Source organism: Haloferax namakaokahaiae, from assembly GCF_042663225.1.
GTDB lineage: Archaea > Halobacteriota > Halobacteria > Halobacteriales > Haloferacaceae > Haloferax > Haloferax namakaokahaiae.
This window is the reverse complement of sequence record NZ_JBHTAA010000001.1, coordinates 183,701-197,979: the sequence shown is the minus strand read 5'-3', so window position 1 is coordinate 197,979 and position 14,279 is coordinate 183,701. Positions and strand designations below refer to the sequence as shown.

16 protein-coding genes and 1 tRNA gene are annotated in these 14,279 nt (G+C 62.6%); 4 read left to right on the top strand and 13 right to left on the bottom strand.

All coding sequences use genetic code 11. The features are described 5' to 3' along the window. Positions 1 to 43 precede the first annotated feature (43 nt). Positions 44 to 1,504, top strand: coding sequence for an RtcB family protein (locus tag ACFQJC_RS01120; protein ID WP_390221406.1), 1,461 nt, complete (start codon positions 44 to 46; stop codon positions 1,502 to 1,504). Between the two features lie 14 nt (positions 1,505 to 1,518). On the opposite strand, the gene ACFQJC_RS01115 is transcribed toward ACFQJC_RS01120, so the two are convergent. The 9 genes from ACFQJC_RS01115 to ACFQJC_RS01075 form a co-directional block, all read right to left on the bottom strand. Beyond that, positions 1,519 to 1,869 carry a hypothetical protein gene (locus ACFQJC_RS01115; RefSeq protein WP_390221404.1) on the bottom strand — a complete coding sequence of 117 codons (351 nt, stop codon included), beginning with the start codon at positions 1,867 to 1,869 and terminating at the stop codon, positions 1,519 to 1,521. A 57-nt stretch (positions 1,870 to 1,926) separates the two neighbouring features. Next, entirely contained in the window at positions 1,927 to 2,328 is a 402-nt protein-coding gene (locus ACFQJC_RS01110) for a hypothetical protein (RefSeq protein ID WP_390221403.1), read from the bottom strand. Between the two features lie 215 nt (positions 2,329 to 2,543). Beyond that, positions 2,544 to 3,098, bottom strand: a complete 555-nt coding sequence (locus ACFQJC_RS01105; RefSeq protein ID WP_390221402.1) for an HAD family hydrolase — start codon at positions 3,096 to 3,098, stop codon at positions 2,544 to 2,546. A 52-nt stretch (positions 3,099 to 3,150) separates the two neighbouring features. Then, the gene (locus ACFQJC_RS01100; RefSeq protein WP_390221401.1) at positions 3,151 to 3,744 is read right to left on the bottom strand and encodes an HAD family hydrolase; all 594 of its coding nucleotides are present in this window, start codon (positions 3,742 to 3,744) and stop codon (positions 3,151 to 3,153) included. Positions 3,745 to 3,841: 97 nt separating this feature from the next. After that, complete coding sequence (locus ACFQJC_RS01095) at positions 3,842 to 4,987, bottom strand: acyl-CoA dehydrogenase family protein (protein ID WP_390221400.1); 1,146 nt, start codon at positions 4,985 to 4,987, stop codon at positions 3,842 to 3,844. A gap of 77 nt (positions 4,988 to 5,064) precedes the next feature. Beyond that, positions 5,065 to 6,252: an alanyl-tRNA editing protein gene (locus ACFQJC_RS01090; protein WP_390221399.1), complete on the bottom strand. Its 1,188-nt coding sequence runs from the start codon at positions 6,250 to 6,252 to the stop codon at positions 5,065 to 5,067. Positions 6,253 to 6,287: 35 nt separating this feature from the next. Continuing rightward, the gene (locus ACFQJC_RS01085; RefSeq protein ID WP_390221398.1) at positions 6,288 to 6,809 is read right to left on the bottom strand and encodes a multiprotein-bridging factor 1 family protein; all 522 of its coding nucleotides are present in this window, start codon (positions 6,807 to 6,809) and stop codon (positions 6,288 to 6,290) included. Positions 6,810 to 6,907: 98 nt separating this feature from the next. Beyond that, entirely contained in the window at positions 6,908 to 7,063 is a 156-nt protein-coding gene (locus tag ACFQJC_RS01080; RefSeq protein ID WP_390221397.1) for a hypothetical protein, read from the bottom strand. Positions 7,064 to 7,368: 305 nt separating this feature from the next. Then, a tRNA-Leu gene (locus ACFQJC_RS01075) sits at positions 7,369 to 7,453 on the bottom strand. Between the two features lie 143 nt (positions 7,454 to 7,596). On the opposite strand from ACFQJC_RS01075, the gene ACFQJC_RS01070 reads away from it, so the two are divergent. Next, complete coding sequence (locus ACFQJC_RS01070; protein ID WP_390221396.1) at positions 7,597 to 8,157, top strand: DUF420 domain-containing protein; 561 nt, start codon at positions 7,597 to 7,599, stop codon at positions 8,155 to 8,157. Positions 8,158 to 8,186: 29 nt separating this feature from the next. Here ACFQJC_RS01070 and purF read toward each other — a convergent pair whose 3' ends face one another. The 4 genes from purF to ACFQJC_RS01050 form a co-directional block, all read right to left on the bottom strand. Continuing rightward, positions 8,187 to 9,662, bottom strand: coding sequence for an amidophosphoribosyltransferase (gene purF / locus ACFQJC_RS01065; protein WP_390221395.1), 1,476 nt, complete (start codon positions 9,660 to 9,662; stop codon positions 8,187 to 8,189). 375 nt (positions 9,663 to 10,037) lie between these two features. Next, complete coding sequence (locus ACFQJC_RS01060; protein WP_390221394.1) at positions 10,038 to 10,214, bottom strand: 50S ribosomal protein L37e; 177 nt, start codon at positions 10,212 to 10,214, stop codon at positions 10,038 to 10,040. Beyond that, the gene (locus ACFQJC_RS01055; protein ID WP_390221393.1) at positions 10,211 to 10,441 is read right to left on the bottom strand and encodes an LSM domain-containing protein; all 231 of its coding nucleotides are present in this window, start codon (positions 10,439 to 10,441) and stop codon (positions 10,211 to 10,213) included. Before ACFQJC_RS01055 ends, ACFQJC_RS01060 begins: the two co-directional genes overlap by 4 nt. A 69-nt stretch (positions 10,442 to 10,510) precedes the next feature. Then, entirely contained in the window at positions 10,511 to 11,521 is a 1,011-nt protein-coding gene (locus ACFQJC_RS01050) for a sensor histidine kinase (RefSeq protein ID WP_390221392.1), read from the bottom strand. A 310-nt stretch (positions 11,522 to 11,831) separates the two neighbouring features. Here ACFQJC_RS01050 and ACFQJC_RS01045 point away from each other — a divergent pair, with 310 nt between their 5' ends. Further along, entirely contained in the window at positions 11,832 to 13,184 is a 1,353-nt protein-coding gene (locus ACFQJC_RS01045; RefSeq protein ID WP_390221391.1) for an RNase J family beta-CASP ribonuclease, read from the top strand. Beyond that, on the top strand, positions 13,184 to 14,230 hold the full coding sequence (gene idsA3, locus ACFQJC_RS01040) for a geranylfarnesyl diphosphate synthase (protein ID WP_390221390.1): 1,047 nt from the start codon (positions 13,184 to 13,186) through the stop codon (positions 14,228 to 14,230). The genes ACFQJC_RS01045 and idsA3 overlap by 1 nt, the downstream gene beginning before the upstream one ends. The last annotated feature ends 49 nt before the right edge of the window (positions 14,231 to 14,279 follow it).

Genomic DNA, 14,279 nt, shown 5'->3' with positions numbered 1-14,279 from the left:
ACAGGACGGAATCCTATTCAGTCGCCGTCTCGAACTTTCTACCATGACGACGCGCGAGTTCGGCGATATCGAACTGCGACAGGTTCGAGAGAACGTGTGGGAAATCCCGGAATCGGACGAGATGCGGGCACCGGCACGGGTGCTCGCCTCCGAAGCCCTCCTGGAGCAAATCGGCCAAGACAAGACGCTCGAACAGTTGCAGAACGCGACGCACCTCCCCGGAATCAGCAAGTACGCCATCTGCATGCCCGACGGCCACCAAGGCTACGGCTTCCCCGTCGGCGGCGTCGGCGCGACCGACTGCGAAGACGGGTGTATCTCCCCCGGCGCGGTCGGCTATGACATCAACTGCGGGGTGCGGATGATGAAGACGAACCTCACCTACGAGGACCTGCAGGGGAAAGAAGAAGAACTCGTAGACGCGCTCTTCCGTGCGATTCCGTCCGGTCTCGGCGGCGGCGGTGTCGTCAAAGGCGACATGGACACCATCGAGGGCATCCTCGAACGCGGGATGCAGTGGGCGCTCGACGAAGGCTGGGCGACCGAAGACGACCTCGCGCACTGCGAGGACGAAGGCTTCCGCGACGACGCGAAACCCGAGTACGTCTCGAAGAAAGCGAAGGACCGCGGCCGCAACCAAATCGGGAGTCTCGGCTCTGGCAACCACTTCCTCGAAGTCCAGCGCGTCACCGACATCTACCGCGACGACGTTGCGGAAAAATTCGGTCTCGAAGAAGACCAAATCGTCGTCCTCATCCACTGTGGCTCTCGCGGACTCGGCCACCAGACGTGTACCGACTACCTCCGGCGCATCGAGAAAGAACACCAAGACCTGCTCGAATCGCTCCCGGACCGCGAACTCGCCGCCGCACCCGCCGGGTCGAAACTCGCCGAGGAGTACTACGGCGCGATGTGCGCGGCCATCAACTTCGCGTGGGTGAACCGCCAACTCATCATGTACCGCACCCGGCAGGTCTTCGAGAACGTCTTCGAGCGCGACTGGGAGGACATGGAGATGGACCTCCTCTACGACGTGGCGCACAACATCGCCAAGAAGGAAGTCCACGACGTCGATGGTGAGGAACGCGAACTCTACGTCCACCGAAAGGGTGCGACCCGAGCGTTCCCAGCCGGGCGACCCGAACTCCCACCGGCATACGCAGACGTTGGGCAACCCGTCATCATCCCCGGTAGCATGGGTGCGGGAAGCTACGTCCTTCGCGGCGGCGAGAACTCGCTGGACCTCACGTTCGGTTCGACGGCCCACGGCGCGGGTCGCCTCATGAGCCGAACGAAAGCAAAGCAAGAGTACTGGGGCGAGACTGTCCAAGAAGAACTCCGCGAGCAGGAGAAAATCTACGTGAAAGCGCAGTCCGGCGCGACGGTCGCAGAGGAAGCACCCGGCGTCTACAAAGACGTTGACGAAGTCGTCCGCGTCTCCGACGAACTCGGCATCGGTGACAAAGTCGCCCGGACGTTCCCCGTCTGCAACATCAAAGGCTGAGACCCACCCAGTTTTTACGCGACGGTCGTCGCGGCGAGCGCGCGGCGTTTGTAGAAGTAGTACGCGAGCGCGGCGATACCGAGGAAGACAGCGGTGATGCCGCCGCTGAAGTCGGTCCCCGAGAGGAGCGACGAGACGACGTCGCCGAGACCGAGTGCGAGCACGACAAGACCGCCGGCGAGAATCCACGCGCGCGGGTCGCGGTCGGCAGCGAGGTACTGGCCGCTCTCGATGAGCGCCATCTCTTTCTTGTGTTCGAAGTAGGCGATGCCGGCGAGAAATGCGAGCATCACCACTACGAGCAGGACGAACGGGAGGAAGAAAATCAACCCCTCGAACATCTCTGTAATCTGTAGTGGGTTCACGCCATCACATTCGCTCGTTGAGACGATGAACTCGCAGGGAGGCGTGCTATCGGTGAACTATCTTCCAGTCGGCCCGCGCGGACCGGACGGACCACGAGTCGTCGCCGGTCCCTGCCCGCCGATAGTCACGTAGTCGCTCTCGGGAACCGCTTCGACTTCGCGGCCGTCTTCGTACTTCACGAACGAGAGGTAGAACTCGCGGCCACAGGGCGAGTCGAGCATCGGGTTCTCCACGTCGTCGGCCTCGCTCACGTCGCTGGTCCAGTTCACACCAGTCGCCTCGCTCTCGCCGCAGACGAAGTGGACGCCCTCCGCGTCCTCGAACGAGTCGTCCGGGTCGGCGTAGTTCCACCCTTCGAGCGGGTACGGTGTCACCGACTTGTCGGCGAGGTAGCCATCGCGTTCGAGTTCGACGACTGCACCGCAATGGGGGCAGTAGTACGAGACCGGAAATCCCATGTCGAGAGCGTAGGACTCGGCCGGTTTAACCCTCTCGCCGACGGGTGNCTCGGCCGGTTTAACCCTCTCGCCGACGGGTGCTGAGGTTTATACCCGAAGCCGGGACCAGCCCCGCTATGCGTTGAGAACTGTCGTGGGGCGAACCGCGGGTGTGCGACACACCGCTCCACGGAACCCCACGTGTCGCCTGTCCGCCCCACCGACATCCGTCTCTCCTACTGACCCGATGGTCCGCCATCGACGTAGCGGAACGCGACGCCCGCACGGTCGGCGGTCACCTCGTCGCGGTGCGAGTCGCCGACGAACACCGCCGATTCGGGAGATACGTCCATCCGCGTGAGCGTCGCCAAGAGCGGTTCGGGGTCGGGTTTGCGAGTCGCAACGGTGTCGCGGCCGACGACGGCATCGACGTGGTCGTCGAGGCCGTGGACGTCCAGTGCGACGAGACACGACGCTTCGCAGTTGAGCGAGCAGACGCCCGACGGCACGTCGTCGTCCGGCAGGAAGTCTGCGAGCGGGAGGCGGTCGGATTCGCGCGCCCCCGAGCGTTCGTGACGCGCGAGAACCGTCTCGATTTCGTCTCGAAGCCCCTCCTCGTCGGCGACGTCGAGCATTCGCCAGAGGTCCATCGAGCGAGCGTCGATACCGTGGTCTCGAAGCACGGCGACGGCGTCGTTCGCCGTCTCGTTCCAATCGACTCGGAGGTCAACGAGCGTGCCGTCGAGGTCGTAGACGATTGCCTCGAAGTCGGCGAACTCGGTGTGTGTCATATCCGAGCAATGGAAACCCGGACGGGAAGGCGTTTCGGGCGTAATCTGTGGATTAGCGCTCCTGTCCGAGCAGTGTCTTCACCACCGTATCGAGGACGCCGATAGAACGCCATCCGACGTATCTGTAGGCGACGCCTGCCCGCCGAGCGGTGAGTTCGTCACGGTACGAGTCGCCCACGAACACCGCCGACTCGGTCCCGACGCCCATTCTATCGAGCGTCGCCAAGAGCGGTTCGGGGTCGGGCTTGCGCGCTGCGACGGTGTCGCGGCCGACGACGGCATCGACGTGGTCGTCGAGGTCGTGGACGTCGAGCGCGGTCCAGCACGCACCTTCGGAGTTGAGCGAGCAGACGCCCGAGGAGACGCCGTCTGACTGAAGCACGTCAACGGCTGGAAGACACTTCGACTTCAGCGCACCCGCTCGCTCGTAACCGTCGAGGATACGTTCGACTCGCTCGCCAAGCCCAACGTGCGATGCGTGATCGACCATCGACCAGACGCCCATCGACCGAGTATCGACACCGGCGTCTTGGAGCGCCGACGCCATCTCGGCCATCGCCCCGTCCCAATCGACGCGGAGGTCTACGAGCGTGCCATCGAGGTCGTAGACGATGGCGTCGAACTCGGAGAGGTCAGGGACCAGCATTGGCGCCGAATACAGATGCGAGGTTCATTAGCGCTCCTATGTGAGAAACAGTCTCATAGACACACGGCTCGTGTAAAAACGTCGTACGCGGGAGTGCTCAGTCGAGCAACGAACGCGCGATGATTTCCTTCTGAATCTCGCTCGTCCCCTCGTAGATGGTCGTGATTTTGGCGTCGCGGTAGTAGCGTTCGACGTCGAAGTCGGTCGTGTAGCCGTAGCCTCCGTGGACTTGGACGGCCTCGTTCGTCACGTCCACTGCCGCCTCGCTGGCGTAGTACTTCGCCATCGACGCGGGAATACGCGGGTCTTCGCCGGCGTCCGCGACGCGGGCGGCCTCGCGGACCAGCGTCCGGGCGGTGTGGACCTGCGTTCCCATGTCGGCGATTTTGTGGCGCACCGCCTGAATCTTCGAGATGGGCTTGTCGAACTGTTCGCGCTCGTTGGCGTACTCGACGGCGTCGTCGAGGGCGGCCTGCGCGAGACCCGTCGCCTGCGACGCGATACCGATTCGGCCACCGGTGAGGATGTGGAACGCCGCGGAGAGACCCTTTCCTTCCTCAGTCAGGCGGTTCTCTGCCGGGATGCGAACGTCGTCGAAGATGAGCGAGGTGGTGTCAGACGCGCGCAGACCCATCTTCTCTTCCTTCTTGCCGACTTCGTAGCCCGCCTCCTTGGGGACCAAGAACTGCGTGACCGAACCGGGGTCGTCGCGGTCGGTCTTGGCGAAGAGGATGCAGACGCCGCCGCGTTGGCCGTTCGTAATCCACTGCTTCTTGCCGTTGATGACGTACTCGTCGCCGTCCTTCGTGGCGACCGTGGACATCTCGGCGGGGTTCGACCCCGCCTCCGGTTCGGAGAGGGCGAACATCCCGATCGGGCGGCCCTTCGCCATCTTCGGAAGCCACTCTTCTTTCTGCTCGTCGGAGGCGAATTCGGCGATACACTCGGTTGCGAGACAGTGAACCGACAGCGCCGTCGCCACGGCGAGTTGGCCGTAGGCGATTTCCTCGTTGACGAGGGCGTAGGTCGTTCGGTCGGCACCGAACCCACCGTACTCCTCGGGGACCGTGAGACCGGTGAGGTCGAGTTCCGCGAGACCGTCCCACACGTCCTCGGGGAAGGATTCCTTGTCGTCTGCCTCGTGTGCCGTCGGCCGAACTTCTTCGAGTGCGAACTCGTGGACGACGTCCCGAATCGCCCGTTGTTCGTCGGTCAGGCCCGAAGCAAACCCTGTGCGTTCCATGCTCAAATGTTCGAACGATAATTGAAAAAGATGATTGAATCGCCGACCGAACGTCAGCGCACCGACGACTCTGCCGTTCAGGAGCGGAGATACGTCACGATTTCGTCGGCAGTCGTGCCGAGTCCGCCACCCTGTGCGAAGGTCGGACTCCCGCCGCCACCGCCGCCGAACTCGTCGGTCACCTCTGCGACGACGTCGCCCGCCGAGACGTCTCCCGCGCTGGCGACGACGATGAAGGGCGCACTCGATTCGCCGACGGCGACGAGCACGTCAACGCCGTCGCGGGCGGCTTTCGCGGCCTCGCCCACGTCGTTCGCCTCGAACCCGGAGAGCGACCCGATTTTCCACGTGACGCCGTCGCGTTCGACGGTCTCGAATTGGGCGAGTCGGGTTTCGAGCACGTCGCCTTTGAGCGATGCGAGTTCCGCTTCGAGGTCGGCGCGCGTCGAACGTGCGTCGGTGGCTGCTTCGCCGAGTGATTCGAGGTTCGAGTCGAGCGTCGCGGCCGCACGGCGGGCTTGCGCCTCGACCGTCGCTCGGTGGTCGATTGCCGCGGGACCGACGGCGAATTCGACGCGAGTCAGCCCCTCGCCGGGGTTCGACCGGCCGTAGATTTCGACGGGACCGATTTCGATGGTGTTGGCGACGTGCGTCCCGCCGCAGGCACCCCAGTCCCAGCCGTCGATGGTGACGATTCGGACCTCGTCTTCGTCGGCGAAGACGCCCTCTTCGGTCTTGACGTTGAACGCGATTTCCTCGCGCTCGCGGGCCTCAGAGACCGGAATCTCCTCCCACGACACCTCGCGTGAGTCCCACACGGCGCGGTTGACCAGACGGCCGAGTTCGGCGAGCGCGTCGTCGTCTACGGTCGTACTCGTCTCGAAATCGACGCGCACCTTCTCGTCGGAGATGTCGAACCCGCCGTAACCGAGGTCGTCGAAGATGTGGCGTGCCGCGCCGTAGAGTGCGTGGCTCGCAGTGTGAGCGCGCATGCAGTACGTTCTGAAGTCGTCGTCGATGACGCCGGCCACCTCGTCGCCGACGGCGAACTCGGGTTCTGCGGCGAGTTCGTGGACGACGTCTCCTTCGACCGACCGAACGTGTTCGACATCGACGCCGCCGAGGACGCCTCTGTCTGCGGGCTGACCGCCACCTTCGGGGTAGAAGTAGGTCTCTTCGAGCGTGACTTCGCGGCCGTCGAGAGCGGTGACCGTCGCGTCGAAGGTCCGCACCGTGGGGTGTGCTGGCGCGAGAGAGTGTGTCATGAGGGCGTCGAGACGCCCCGAGGAGAAAAATCGTGCTACTCGTCTACGAGGCGAACGTCGAGTCGGTCTTCGAGCGCGCGAATGACGGAGCCACCGATGTTCGCGCTCGTGGCGCGGCCCTGCTCGACTGCGAGCAACTGGTTCTCTTTGATTTCGAGTTCCTCGGCGAGGTCACCGAGTTGGAGGCCGGCGTCCTGCCGAGCGGACTCGACGAGACCGCCGTAGCCAGAGACGAGATAGGGGAGCCGGTCTTTCTCGTAGTTCGTCCCCTTCTCTTCCCAGTGTTTCGCGTTCCCCTTCGCTTGGTCGTACATCTTCGCCGTTCGCTGGGCGGCGCGCTTGCGACGGTTGCGCTCGGAGTTGTCGCGCGTGTGCTGCGTGTCGGCGTGCTTCTTGTCGCGGTTGCGATTCTCGCCGTGCGGGGCGCAGTCGGGACAGACCAGCAAGTCCGCGCCCGCGACGTTCGCGCGGCGGAGTTTCCCGGAGGCTCGGCCACAGAGTTCGCAGTTCTCACCATCGGAACCGCCACCACCACGGTTTGTGGAATATTTGGCCATGTGCCGTGTTACACGTTCGACCCTTTTAAACTCGCGGCACTGCGGGGCGAAATACGCTCCGCGCTACGGTTTTAGCCACACCGTCCACCGCGAGTGGTTCAGGTGCGATACAGGTACAGTACGACGACGAAGAACAACAGAAGCGGAACGAACGGCGCTGCAACGTCGAACGGAACCAACAGCAGCACTATCGACGCCACGACGACGAATTCGAGCACGACGAGAAGGCTGAGAGATTCGGCTGGGTTGGGCATATTCTGGCGTAATGCTACGAACCAGGTCACAGCAGTCGATGATTAATTTGGTGGCTGGGTGACAGTTGTGGCCCTCCCGAGTCGCGTTGGTCTACTCGAATCCGACACGTCGGATTCTCATCGGCGGACCTCCACAGGACAGCGCCGTCGCTCAGCGAAATGTAGACAGCAAACCCACAGAGAGCTGTCTCTCGTGGGTTGTAGTGTGCTGAAGGATTGTGCGTGGGTGATGTCCTTGTAGGAAATCACCTGCATCATTCGGCGACGGTGTCGCCTCATTGCGGACTGTGAGTCCGCACATGCGATGCGTGGGACCGGATTTGAACCGGCGGACCTCTACAGGACAGCGCCCTCAACGCTGCGCCGTTGGCCTGGCTTGGCTACCCACGCCCGCTGTGTCTTGTGTGCACTCTCAGTTATCCCGCGGTAATTTAAATGACTTTCCTTTCGGCTCGACAATGTCGGGCGTTTGCAGGCACCGTACCGCGGTATTCGACCGAACGGTTTTGCCTCGGCAGTTCCCCACTACGTCCATGGAGTTTCGCGCACGCAACCACGTCAACGGTCTCACGGCCCTCCTCACTCTCGTCTCGCTCGCGCTCGTCTTCGGCGCGGTGCTCGGGGCGATTCCCCGGACCGCGATTCCGCAGGCGTCGGATGCCGTCTTCGATGCGATTCCGCACGTCAACGCCGTCATCAGCACCGTCGCAATCGTGACCATCGTCGCCGGCGTCCGGTACATCCGACGCGGCGAACCCGAGAAACACCAGCGCATGATGCTCACCTCGTTCGTCCTGTTCGCGTCGTTTCTCGTGCTCTATCTATACAAGGTGGCGGTGAAGGGGACGAGCGAATTCCTCGGCCCCGAAGCGGTCTACACGTTCGTCTACCTCCCGACGCTGGCGATTCACATGCTGTTGGCAATCGCCTGCATTCCGCTCCTCTACTACGTCATGTTGCTCGCGCTGACGCGACCACTCTCCGAAGTCTTCGGGACGAAACACGCCCGCGTCGGCCGAATCGCGGCGTCACTGTGGCTCGTCTCGTTCGTCCTCGGCAACGTCGTCTATCTGTTGCTTTACGTGGTGTACTGAAGACGGGCAGAATTGAACACGGGCGCTGCTTACTGCGTCGGCGCGTTGCTCCCGACGACCGGTCGGCTCACGTCGCGGTCGGTGGTCTCGCCGTCGATATCGTACGGATACTCGCCGGTGACACAGCCGAGACAGAGGTCGGAGCGCGACTTTTCCAGCACGTCCGAGACGGCGTCGATAGAGAGATACGCGAGACTGTCTGCGCCAATCGTCTCGCGGACCTCCTCGACGGACTTGTCGGAGGCGATGAGTTCCTCGCGGGTGGCCATGTTGATGCCCATGTAACACGGGGCGATAATCGGCGGCGCGCCGATGCGCATGTGGACTTCTTCGGCACCTGCCTCACGGAGTAGTTCGACGAGTTGGTTCGAGGTGGTTCCGCGGACGATGCTGTCGTCGATGATGGTCACGGACCGGCCTTCGACGGTGCTCTTGATTGGGTTGAGCTTCAGACGGACCGCGCGCTCGCGCTCGTCCTGCGTGGGCATGATGAACGTTCGGCCGACGTAGCGGTTCTTCATCAGGCCCTCGGCGAATTCGACCGTCGCGTCGTCTTCTTGGGCGGCCTCGGCGTACCCGGAGGCGAACGCACGCCCGGAGTCGGGAACGGGCATGACCACGTCGGTGTCAACGCCGTTCTCCTCCCAGAGTTTGCGCCCCAGTCCGCGGCGAACTTCGTAGACGAGCGAGTCGTTCATCACGGAGTCCGGGCGGGCGAAGTAGATGTGTTCGAAGAAGCAGTGGGCCGTGTTCTCCTGTTCAATGAGCTGGTACGAGTCGAACCCGGAGCCGTCGGGGGCGAGGACGACGAGTTCGCCCGGTTTCACGTCGCGGACGAGTTCGCCGTCGAGCGTGTCTATGGCGGCCGATTCGGAGGCGAGTACGTAGCCGTCGTCGAGTTTCCCGATACAGAGCGGGCGGTTGCCTTCGGGGTCGCGTACGCCGAGGACCGTCTCGTCGTGCATGATGGTGAGCGCGTACGAGCCGTGGATGCGCTCCATGGTTCGCTTGACGGCGCGAACGAGGTCTTCTTCGAGGAGGTTGCGCGCGAGGTCGTGGGCGATGACTTCGGTGTCGCCCGTGGAGGTAAAGGCGTGACCGTAGTTCTCCAATTCGTCGCGGAGTTCGTCGGCGTTGACGAGGTTTCCGTTGTGTGCGAGTCCGAGCGACCCGGACTTGAACGAGACGGCGAAGGGCTGTGCGCAGGACTTCGAGACGTCGCCCGCGGTTGGGTAGCGGACGTGGCCGATGCCGGCCGACCCGTTGAGTTCGTTCAGGTCGTCGGCGCTGAACGCATCACCGACCAGTCCCATCTGGACGTGGCTGTGCTGCTGGAACCCGTCGTGAGTGACGATACCTGCCGACTCTTGGCCTCGGTGCTGGAGGGCGTACAGCGAGTAGTACAGGGGTCGTGCGGCGCTTCGGCTTCCGAGTGCGACGCCGACGACGCCACACTTCTCCGTTGGTCCGCCGAGATGGTGGGAATCGTCCCGCCCGTGAGTCATACACGTCGGTAGGGGATGCAAGGGGTAAAAAACCCGTCCTTATGCAGTAACCGCCGGTATTCACGGGTTTGGATATGCACTGTTGTGCATACATTACCCAGAATAGTTGACACATAGTGGAGTGCGACCGCCGGACTTTTTCCATCGAACTATCGGTACACGAGCGAGAATAATGTCGGCGCTCGACTCGCGGCGTGTCGTCTACGCACGGTGCACGGTAGAAAAATCGAGCGTAGAGTAGAAAAATCGAGCGGACTGCGAACTAATCGCACGGTCGGTTGCTCAGAGTAGGTGTCAGGAGGGTTGCTGTCGATGCTCGCCCCAGTGAGACGAGACAGAAGACAGGGTGACGGTCAAGTGACCGTCAGTGGTTGCTTAGTTGTCGCCGGACTTCGACTGCCAGGCGTAGCTTCGACGCTTCTTCGATTTACCGAAGCCACAGGACGAACAGACTTTCTTCTTCGAGTGGTAGGATTTCTCACCACAGCGTCGGCACTTGACGTGCGTCGTCTTGTTCTTCTTTCCTTGGCTAGGGGTTCCTGCACCCGTCATGCTTTGATGGTGACGACGTTATCGCCGCGTATAATGGTTGTGTCTTCGACTTGCCGGAGTTCGATATCTCCGGGCACTGCCTCGTCGTCAAGCGCTTCTTCGAGCACGACGTTCATGTGCTGGTCGTAGCCAGCGAGTACGCCGTAGTATGCGTCGCCGTCCTTGAGGTGAACCGTCACCGGTTCGTTCAAAGATGCCTCGAGAACGTCGAGAGGTCGGCCGCTCATGCTTGAAAACCGTCTCGTTAGTATCTTAAATGTGCCGAACCGGACGAACGACCGTGATTTTGGCCGCTCTCAGCCCTCTACCGGCGGAACTGTTGGAACTACCAGCCTCACACACCCGCCAGATGCCGCCGTATCGACGGCAACCGTCCCGCCGACGTGCTCGACGACCATCCGAACGAGTTGGAGACCGATACCCGTGCCGTGGACCAGTGGCGTCTCCTCGCCGGTTTCGAGCACCGAAATCTCGTGCAACGGAAGCCCGTCACCGCCGTCTTCGACGACGATTTCGGCGGAGTTCCGGTGTGGTCCCGGTCGAACTGTGACCGACACGACCGGCGAGTCGGTGGTGTGCTTGGCCGCGTTTTCACAGAGTTCGTGGACCGCTTCTTCGAGCAGCGAGGACGTCGTCCCGGAGACTTGCGAATCGACCGAGACCGAGAACGTTGCATCCGGGTAGGTGAGACCGCTAGCGGTCACTACCCCTTGGACGAGTTGGGCAATCGGGAGTTGTCGCTCCGCGGTTTCGCTGAACAGTTGCTCGATACGCGTCGCCTGTTCGGTGAGCAGCAACCACCGGTCGATGGCGTCGCGGACGACGTCGGACGAGTCTTCGAGTTGCGTATCGTCGGTCTTCCGGGCGATGAGTTCGAGGTGGCCGTCGATGACGTTGAAGTCGTTTCTGACGTTGTGTCGGAGGATGCGATTGAGGACGCCGAGATGCTCGCGGCGACGTGCTTGGTCGGTGACGTCGCGCACGAGGATGAACACGCGCTCCGAGTGAGGGCGAGCGCGAACTTCGAACGTGGCCCACCCACTGGTCGCGTGTCGAATCCGGCATTCGAACCTCGTTTCGTCTCCCGCGACCGCACGTGAGAGACCACCGCTAACCAGTTCGGTATCGTTCGTGTGAACGTACTGCAGCAGATTCGAACCGGTGAGCGACTCGGCTTCGACACCGAGCGCAGTTTCGAACGTCGAGTTGCAGGCTTCGAAGGACGGAGCCTCATCCATTCGGACGATAGCACACATCGCTGGTATCGATTCGAGTGCGATGGTGGTCTCGGCCGACTGGTCGCTCATGTTCGACTACCGATACTGTCTCGAGTAAACGCACATGAGTGTTTCCACGATGACATTCTTGGTGCGACCACGCGGGCGCGGTCAACCCATGTAGTTTTTAATACCCCAGTGAGTACGGTCAACTACCAGAAACCCGCGGGTAAGTGCGGATGCCTCGAAATCATACGACTCGGGGCGTCTCGCACGCGGGGTCATTCGACCGACGAGCTGCAAGACGCCGGGGCCGGTGGCCCCCAGACACCCGTCTTTCCGTGAGCACCCTCGCCACTCATTGTGGCTTTCGATGCTCGGAATATCGAGATTACCAACCATGGAAATCGAAATCGCAACCATTGGCGGCTACGAAGAAGTCGGCCGTCAGATGACGGCCGTTCGCGCCGGTGACGACGTTGTCGTCTTCGACATGGGTCTGAACCTCTCGCAGGTTCTCATCCACGACAACGTTGAAACCGAGAAAATGCATAGCCTCGACCTCATCGACATGGGCGCTATCCCGGACGACCGGGTCATGAGCGACCTCGAAGGTGACGTGCAGGCTATCGTCCCCACCCACGGTCACCTCGACCACATCGGTGCCATCTCCAAACTGGCACACCGCTACGACGCACCCGTCGTGGCGACGCCCTTCACCATCGAGCTGGTCAAACAGCAAATCGAGGGAGAGAACAAGTTCAACGTGAACAACGACCTCATCAAGATGAGCGCCGGTGAGACGATGTCCATCGGCGACTCCGGACAGGTCGAACTCGAATTCGTTCACGTCACCCACTCCATCATCGACGCCATCAACCCGGTCCTCCACACGCCGGAAGGCGCAATCGTCTACGGTCTCGACAAGCGTATGGACCACTCGCCGGTCCTCGAAGACCCGATCGACATGAAGCGCTTCCGCGAGATTGGCCGCGAGGGCAACGGCGTCCTCGCCTACATCGAGGACTGTACGAACGCCGGACGCAAGGGCCGAACGCCCTCGGAGTCCGTCGCTCGTCGTCACCTCAAAGACGTGATGACCTCCGTCGAGGACTACGACGGCGGTATCGTTGCGACGACGTTCTCGTCGCACATCTCGCGTGTCTCCTCGCTCGTGGAGTTCGCCAACGACATCGGCCGCCAGCCAGTGCTGCTCGGCCGTTCGATGGAGAAGTACTCCGGCACCGCCGAACGCCTCGGCTTCGTGGACCTCCCCGACGACCTCGGCATGTACGGCCACCGCAAGTCCGTGGACCGCACCTTCAAGCGCATCATGAAAGAGGGCAAGGAGAACTACCTGCCTATCGTCACGGGTCACCAGGGCGAGCCTCGTGCGATGCTGACGCGCATGGGCCGCGGCGAGACGCCGTACGAAATCGACGACGGTGACAAAGTCATCTTCTCGGCTCGCGTCATCCCGGAACCGACGAACGAGGGCCAGCGCTACCAGTCCGAGCGTCTCCTGCGCATGCAGGGCGCTCGCATCTTCGACGACATCCACGTCTCCGGTCACCTTCGAGAGGAGGGCCACTACGAGATGCTGCAGGCGCTTCAGCCCCAGCACGTCATCCCGGCCCACCAGAACCTCAAGGGCTTCGCACCGTACGTTGACCTCGCGGAGAGTCAGGGCTACGCCCTGGGCCGAGACGTGCACGTCACGCGTAACGGCAACATGATCCAACTGGTGGACTGATGACTCCTGACGCGACGGAACAGCGAGTGCTCGAAGCGATTCGCCAGCGGCGCGAACTCGTCAACGAGGCACTCGAATCGGACGTCCCGATGGCCGAGCCGGAGCGTCTCTACGAGGCCTCCCGGTACTTACTCAAAGCGGGCGGCAAGCGCCTGCGGCCAACGGTGTCCCTGCTCACGGCGGAAGCGCTCGCCGACGTTGAGCCGATGTCGGAAGATTACCGCGCGTTCCCGACGCTCGCCGGAGGGTCCATCGACGTGATGACCGCCGCCGCGAGCATCGAGGTCATCCAGTCGTTCACGCTCATCCACGACGACATCATGGACGACGACGACCTGCGCCGCGGCGTCCCGGCAGTTCACAAGGAGTACGACACCGAGACCGCAATCTTGGCGGGCGATACGCTCTACGCCAAGGCGTTCGAACTCCTGACCCAGACCGGCGCGGACCCGGCCAACGGGCTGGAAGCCGTCCGACGGCTTGCGACCACCTGCATCCGCATCTGCGAGGGGCAGGCACTGGACATCGAGTTCGAACACCGGAACGGGGTGCTCCCCGACGAGTACCTCAACATGATCGAACTCAAGACGGCCGTCCTCTACGGCACGGCCGCGGCGATTCCGGCGGTCCTCATGGGCGCGGACGACGACGTCGTCGAGGCGCTCTACCAGTACGGCATCGAGTCCGGAAGCGCGTTCCAGATTCAAGACGACGTGCTCGACCTGACGGTCCCCTCGGAGAAACTCGGCAAACAACGAGGCTCCGACCTCGTCGAGAACAAGGAGACCATCATCCTCCTGCACGCCCGTCAACAGGGCGTGGACGTGGAGAATCTGGTCGAAGCCAAGACCGCGGACGAACTCAGTGAGGCGGAAGTACAGGCCGCCGTCGATGAACTCGACGACGCGGGCAGCATCGATTACGCCCGCGAGATGGCCGAAGACCTCACCGAGCAGGCGAAAGCACGCCTCGACGTGCTGCCGGACAACGAGTCCCGCGACCTGCTGTGTGATATCGCGGACTACCTCATCACCCGCGGCTACTAATCACGGCACGCCCACCGTTTTGGGCAGTGCGTCTTCTCGCCCACTACTC

Coding starts and splice junctions, on each gene's coding strand:
- ACFQJC_RS01080 (WP_390221397.1), bottom strand. CDS start 7,063: ATGCCCAACCCAGCCGAATCTCTCAGCCTTCTCGTCGTGCTCGAATTC.
- purF (WP_390221395.1), bottom strand. CDS start 9,662: ATGACTCACGGGCGGGACGATTCCCACCATCTCGGCGGACCAACGGAG.
- ACFQJC_RS01090 (WP_390221399.1), bottom strand. CDS start 6,252: ATGACACACTCTCTCGCGCCAGCACACCCCACGGTGCGGACCTTCGAC.
- idsA3 (WP_390221390.1), top strand. CDS start 13,184: ATGACTCCTGACGCGACGGAACAGCGAGTGCTCGAAGCGATTCGCCAG.
- ACFQJC_RS01110 (WP_390221403.1), bottom strand. CDS start 2,328: ATGGGATTTCCGGTCTCGTACTACTGCCCCCATTGCGGTGCAGTCGTC.
- ACFQJC_RS01055 (WP_390221393.1), bottom strand. CDS start 10,441: ATGAGCGGCCGACCTCTCGACGTTCTCGAGGCATCTTTGAACGAACCG.
- ACFQJC_RS01095 (WP_390221400.1), bottom strand. CDS start 4,987: ATGGAACGCACAGGGTTTGCTTCGGGCCTGACCGACGAACAACGGGCG.
- ACFQJC_RS01070 (WP_390221396.1), top strand. CDS start 7,597: ATGGAGTTTCGCGCACGCAACCACGTCAACGGTCTCACGGCCCTCCTC.
- ACFQJC_RS01105 (WP_390221402.1), bottom strand. CDS start 3,098: ATGACACACACCGAGTTCGCCGACTTCGAGGCAATCGTCTACGACCTC.
- ACFQJC_RS01085 (WP_390221398.1), bottom strand. CDS start 6,809: ATGGCCAAATATTCCACAAACCGTGGTGGTGGCGGTTCCGATGGTGAG.
- ACFQJC_RS01100 (WP_390221401.1), bottom strand. CDS start 3,744: ATGCTGGTCCCTGACCTCTCCGAGTTCGACGCCATCGTCTACGACCTC.
- ACFQJC_RS01050 (WP_390221392.1), bottom strand. CDS start 11,521: ATGAGCGACCAGTCGGCCGAGACCACCATCGCACTCGAATCGATACCA.
- ACFQJC_RS01060 (WP_390221394.1), bottom strand. CDS start 10,214: ATGACGGGTGCAGGAACCCCTAGCCAAGGAAAGAAGAACAAGACGACG.
- ACFQJC_RS01120 (WP_390221406.1), top strand. CDS start 44: ATGACGACGCGCGAGTTCGGCGATATCGAACTGCGACAGGTTCGAGAG.
- ACFQJC_RS01045 (WP_390221391.1), top strand. CDS start 11,832: ATGGAAATCGAAATCGCAACCATTGGCGGCTACGAAGAAGTCGGCCGT.